3 protein-coding genes are annotated in these 2,924 nt (G+C 48.4%); all 3 read left to right on the top strand.

What is annotated here, in order from left to right; genetic code table 11:
* Nucleotides 1–905, top strand: a 905-nt coding sequence (locus V7D78_RS16545; protein WP_333609558.1) for a class I SAM-dependent methyltransferase, incomplete at its 5' end; no start/stop codon positions are given.
* A gap of 1 nt (nt 906) precedes the next feature.
* Nucleotides 907–2,046, top strand: a complete 1,140-nt coding sequence (locus V7D78_RS16540) for a DegT/DnrJ/EryC1/StrS family aminotransferase (RefSeq protein ID WP_333609559.1) — start codon at nt 907–909, stop codon at nt 2,044–2,046.
* Nucleotides 2,039–2,866: a formyltransferase family protein gene (locus V7D78_RS16535; RefSeq protein ID WP_333609557.1), complete on the top strand. Its 828-nt coding sequence runs from the start codon at nt 2,039–2,041 to the stop codon at nt 2,864–2,866. Before V7D78_RS16540 ends, V7D78_RS16535 begins: the two co-directional genes overlap by 8 nt.
* Nucleotides 2,867–2,924: the final 58 nt, after the last annotated feature.

Genomic DNA, 2,924 nt, shown 5'->3' with positions numbered 1-2,924 from the left:
ATGGATACTTGTTGCGAAATTATGTATCACACGCCATTCCATGTTTAGGTATTGAGCCCACTCAAGCTACAGCGCAGGCGGCCAGAGCATTAGGTATAGAGGTGATATCAGCGTTTTTTGGTGCAGGTTTGTCTGAAAAAATTCGGCTGGAATACCGTCCAGCTAGTCTGATAATTGCAAACAATGTATTGGCGCATGTTCCTGATATTAATGATTTTGTTCTTGGTATCAGCAAATTGCTTGCTGATGACGGTGTGGTCAGTCTGGAATTTCCGCACCTGCTAAACCTGCTCAAGGAGTGTCAATTTGATACGATTTACCATGAGCACTACTCTTATTTGTCACTTGGTACAGTACAGACGATATTGCAGCAGGTTGGTTTGCGAGTATTTGATGTAGAGCAGCTGCCGACACATGGCGGTAGCCTGCGGTTATGGTGTTGTCAGCAGCCGGCTCATTATGAAACCAGCAGCAGAGTTGCGCACGTTCTGGCATTAGAAGCTGACGCTGGATTGACCGTGCCATCCACTTACCGTGACTTTCAGCTGCGAGTTGACACTATTACCGCGCAATTGACACAGTTTTTGCTGCAGTGCCGACAGGAGAGGAAAACGGTAGTAGCCTATGGCGCGGCGGCTAAGGGCAATACCCTGTTGAACTATGCAGGTATAGATAGTGATTTAATCTCCGTTGTTTTTGATGCGGCAAAATCGAAGCAGGGTAAATTTTTACCCGGCAGTCATATTCCAATCCTCTCGCCAGACTTACTGCCGGCGTATAAGCCGGATGTTGTGATGATTCTGCCTTGGAATATAGCCGCTGAAGTCAGATCACAGCTGCTTCAGCAACATAACACAGCGCTGACTTTTGTCACGGCTGTGCCAACTTTGAGCATAAGTGAGTGAGATGATGCAGGAAATCCCAGTTTTTAAGCCATTGATTACTGAACAGGAAATTGATGCCGCTACGGAGTCGCTGCGCGTAGGCTGGTTAGGCATGGGGGCCGCTGTTGGCGACTTTGAACAGCATTTGTCTGAATATCTGGGGTTGCAGGATAGATATCTGGTCGCGGTCAGTACTGGGCATGCTGCCCTGCATCTGGCGTTGATGTTGATTGATGCGGGATCAGGCGACGAAATTATCACACCTTCATTTAACAATATTGCTGACTTTCAGGCGATTCTGGCGGTCGGGGCTACTCCGGTGTTTTGTGATATTGACGAACAGACGCTGTGCATCGATCTGAATAAAGCTGAAGCACTGATTACATCGCGGACCAAAGCCATTATTGTGATGGATTACGACTGTTGTCTTGCTGATCATGATCAGGCTGCGCGTCTGGCCGAGCACTATGGTATCAGGATCATTCATGATGCCGCCCATTCGTTTGGCTCTGTCTACAAAGGGCGTAAAGTGGGTACTTTTTCTGATTTATGTATGTTCAGTTTTGATCCGGTAAAAACGATTACGACGATTGACGGTGGTGCCTTGATTGTTCGTTCAGAGGCTGAGCAGCGTGCACTGCATGAAATGCGTCTGATCGGGATGGGGCAACCTGCTGCGGTCATGTATGAGAACAAACGGGCTTGGACCTATGATGTGCAGCGGTTAGGCTTTCGTTATCATTTAGCTAACTTGCATGCGGCTATTGGTGTCGCGCAGTTGAGCAAAATGCCGACTATCACTGCCAGCCGCCAACAGGTATGCAAACGTTACAATGAATATCTCGGGCGTATCCCTCAGGTGCAGGTGCCACAAGCGGATTTCAATGATGTGACACCATTTTTATACTATATCCGGGTCGCTGCTGTGCACCGACAACCGTTGCGTGACCACATGAAGGCGGCCGGAATTGATACTGGGATCCATTGGCAACCTGGTCATCATTTTACGCTGTTAAAAGATATGCCAAAAGGATGTTTGGCAGTGACTGAGCGCATTGCTGCTGAGATCTTATCACTGCCGTTGCACTCTATGATGTCAGAGCAGTACGTCCAGCGAATTATTGAGTCCGTTACGCAATATTTTGAGGCAGTAAATGATTAAACCTTCAGTCATACTTCTGGGCTCCAAGCCAGGCGCTGTGGTTGCTTTGGAAACCTTGATTGCGCGTGGCTGGCCAGTGTTGGCAGTGGTCCCCTCGGATCAGGAAAGCCACGCGTTTATTCACAGTGAAACCTTGTCTGAGGCTGCAGACCGGTTAGGCGTGCCCAAGTACAGCAGTCAGCAGCAGTTATCAGGTTTGCGGGCAGACTATGTGATCAGCTACATGTTCAGACACCGGGTATTGCCAGAGACGCTCGGACTGGCAGTGAAGGCAGCATTAAATTTTCACGCCGGGCCGCTGCCAGAGTTTGGAGGCTGGGCATTTTACAATGTTGCGATACTTGAGGGCGTGCAGGAATATGGTTGCACTTGCCATCATATGGATAGCACCTTTGACACTGGGCCCATAGTCCGCGTCAGAAAATTTCCAGTGAACTGTGAGCAAGAAACAGCCTTTAGTCTGGAGAGAAAAACTCAGCGAGAAATGATCATACTTTGGCAGCAGATATTGGATCTGCTTGAAACCGGTGAGTCTTTAGCCTGCGAACCGCAAGATCCGGCTCGCATGCGTTATATGAATAAGGCTACCTTTATGGCACTTAAGCGAATTCCTGATGACGCCGATGCTGAGACGATAGAGCGTATAGCCCGAGCATTTTTTTACCCGCCTTATGACTTGGCTTATCTAGTACATAACGGTCATCCTGTTGCTGCTATACCCCGATTGGCCAATGCCCAACTGGGGGAATGGTTGCATCAGGATGATTTAGAGAATTTACGTAATGTCAGCCGGTTACACGGCAATGGAGAAATACAGTGATTACGATAGCAGATGATACGGTTACCGTGACTGATGAACAGGGCAATACAGAGTCGTT

The organism is Arsukibacterium sp. (assembly GCF_036735525.1).
Classification (GTDB): domain Bacteria; phylum Pseudomonadota; class Gammaproteobacteria; order Enterobacterales; family Alteromonadaceae; genus Alishewanella.
This window is presented reverse-complemented; position numbering and strand designations above follow the sequence as displayed.